We start from the raw sequence: 3,052 nt of genomic DNA, 5'->3' as shown, positions 1-3,052 counted from the left end.
CTCACGCTCTTTTAGTGTAAAATGAGAATAATGATTCATCGTTCCTCCTGGTTGATTGGTTTTCGTCGACACAATTTTACCAGAAAACGGTGGATCATTTTTTGTTGCACTTAGATTGTAAATTCAAGACAAAAATATCCATTGAGGAGCTTACTCCCCAATGGATATTATAGAGCCGATTAAGTCCAACTTTATGGGGTCACTCTAGTAAAGTAGGTGCTTTTTCAATGGGCAAATATACATTTCGACGGAATTAAAAGAAAAGGGACGCAGCGAAAACTGCGTCCTTTTTCAAAAGACAAGATTCTGTGGGATTTTTTACTTGTGCGCGGCCAATGCATCAAGCATGGCTTGATAATTGTTTGCCGCCATGAGAATTTGGACATATGCCCAGTGATTTTCACTGACGTCCTTAAAGGAATTGAATTTCCCTCTAATCTTCATCAGATCTTGCTTGCTCATGGTCCTGCCGTCGTAACGATTCAGAATCGTCACGGCTTCAGCTCTCGTAATGGCTCCGTCGGGCTTAAAGGTGCCGTCGGGGTAGCCGATAATTCGGCCGTTGCCGAAGGCTTGATTAATAGCAGCTTCAAAAGGATGACCCTTTACATCGGCGAAAGGCGCGATGCGATCCGTCTTTTTGTCGATGCCGGCCAATGCCCGGGCAAATTCGGCTCTCGTAATGGGTTCGTTGGGACGGAAGTTTCCGTTTTTATCCGCCAACATTAAATCATTTTTCACCATGGCGTTGATCACTTCGTTGTACCAACTGCTGTCCGTGTCTTTGAAATCGGGTTTGGCCTTGTTGCTCGTATCCAAACCGGCCAGAGAGGCGATCATGGACGCCGCCTCGGCGCGACTGATCTTTCCTCCCGGGCGGAAGCTGTTATCGCCGTAGCCGAAAATAAATGCCTGATGCTTTACTTTCGGTGCCTCAGCTTGCAGTACGGGCTCCGATTTTTTCTCTTGACTCGATTGTCCCGTCGTCATCCAAATGCTGTGGGACGACGATCCGCGGCCGCTTCTACGGTTATTATTCGGCACCACAGGCGTACTCGGCGTTCCCGGATTTTCCGCAGCCGTCACTGCAACCATATCTCCGTTTTCAAAATACGTGTCATTTGCAAATTTTACATAGACGATAGGTTTAATATATTTGGCATTTTCGGGTAGCTTCGTGATTTCGATTTCATAGCCGCCGGCTACTTGTTTTACCGTGTAATCATCCCGAGGCACTTCCTGCTTCTTATATTTCGGCGTCGCCGACGTGCTTGTATCCACCCTCGTCGATGGACTGCTTACTGCCTTGGGTTTCCCTTCTTCAAAATCCTTCTGTGTCACATAATTCAGCTTAAAGAAAGCTTCTTCATTCTCGCCGATCTTTCCGGCGCCTTCAAGATTCGACCGAATTTCAATCTTATTGTCCTTTAATGCCACATAATTTTTATTATTGTGAGGGTTGAGCTGATCGCGCGTCCCCAACACCTCGTAATCAACCAAAGCTTGTTTGGTGAAAGCCCTGAAAATGCCGGTTTTCTTGCCATTGACTTTTTTAGAAGGAATATTTTCGATTTCCTTTAACTTCGCCTCATCGATGGCTTCATCTGCCAACAAAGAATTGGAATGGTTGATGGCCTCTTCGATCTTCCCTTTTACATCGTCGCTTAGGTAGCGGATCGATTGACTATCCAAGACGGATTTGTCCATGCTATCCATGAAAATCCGCGCTTCTTCCTTGGCCCTTTTAACTCTTTCGGCAAATTCCTTATCGGCCGCTTCCGCTTCGGTGTTTTCCTTCTTTGCTTCCTCAACGATTTTATTTACGGCACCGACATCTCCGGCCTCGTCGATTTTTTCCTTGATGCCGTTTTTGGTGTCTTCGCTGAGATTAGGAAGTTTGTCGACTTCTTTTTTCGCTTCTTCTTTCTTATCGGCTAAGGCTTTTTCCGCTGCGGCATTGCTTTTGTTTGTCGCATCTTCAACAAGCTTGTCTATTTGTTCTTTGTTCGTTGCATTATCAATTTCGTCTTTGATGCCGTTTTTCGTTTCTTCGCTGAGATTAGGAAGTTTGTCGACTTCTTTTTTCGCTTCTTCTTTCTTATCGGCTAAGGCATTTTCCGCTGCGGCATTGCTTTTGTTTGTCGCATCTTCAACAAGCTTGTCTATTTGTTCTTTGTTCGTTGCCTTATCAATTTCGTCTTTGATACCGTTTTTCGTTTCTTCGCTGAGATTGGGAAGTTTGTCGACTTCTTTTTTCGCTTCTTCTTTCTTATCGACTAAGGCATTTTCCGCTGCGGCATTGCTTTTGTTTGTCGCATCTTCAACAAGCTTGTCTATTTGTTCTTTGTTCGTTGCCTTATCAATTTCGTCTTTAATGCCGTTTTTCGTTTCTTCGCTGAGATTAGGAAGTTTGTCAACTTCTTTTTTCGCTTCTTCTTTCTTATCGGCTAAGGCATTTTCCGCTGCGGCATTGCTTTTGTTTGTCGCATCTTCAACAAGCTTGTCTATTTGTTCTTTGTTCGTTGCCTTATCAATTTCGTCTTTGATGCCGTTTTTCGTTTCTTCGCTGAGATTGGGAAGTTTGTCAACTTCTTTTTTCGCTTCTTCTTTCGCCTTGGCTAACTCTTTTTTGGCCTGTGCACGTTCGTTATTGGTGTGTTTGGCTTCTTCCAACAGCGCAGTAACGCCCGGTTGATCGGCCGCTTTGTCGATCTTGCTCTTGATCTCTTTCTTTTCTTTATCCGTCAATTCATCAAGCAAGTCAACGGTGGCTTTCGCTTTTTCTTTGGCTTTCAAAAGCGCTTTTTTCGCTTCTGCACGTTCGTTATTGGTTTTCGTGGCTTCATTGACAATCTTGTCGATGGCCTCTTTGTCAGCGGCTTGGTCGATGGATGCTTTCGTATTAGTCTTTTCATCCTTGCTCAGCTCATCCAACTGATCGACGGTGGCTTTTGCTTCTTCTTTGACCTTGGCTAACTCTTTTTTGGCCTGTGCACGTTCGTTATTGGTTTTCGTGGCTTCATTGACAATCTTGTCGATGGCCTCTTTGTCA

The 3,052-nt window shown here is 44.6% G+C and carries 1 protein-coding gene; it reads right to left on the bottom strand.

What is annotated here, in order from left to right; translation table 11 throughout:
• Window positions 1-318: 318 nt before the first annotated feature.
• On the bottom strand, window positions 319-3,052 hold a 2,734-nt coding region (locus tag OCV31_RS09575), incomplete at its 5' end, for an S-layer homology domain-containing protein (RefSeq protein ID WP_148474673.1).

The organism is Aedoeadaptatus acetigenes, from assembly GCF_025566985.1.
GTDB lineage: Bacteria > Bacillota > Clostridia > Tissierellales > Peptoniphilaceae > Aedoeadaptatus > Aedoeadaptatus acetigenes.
The sequence above is the reverse complement of the archived record's forward strand: the minus strand, read 5'-3'. Positions and strand labels throughout refer to the sequence as shown.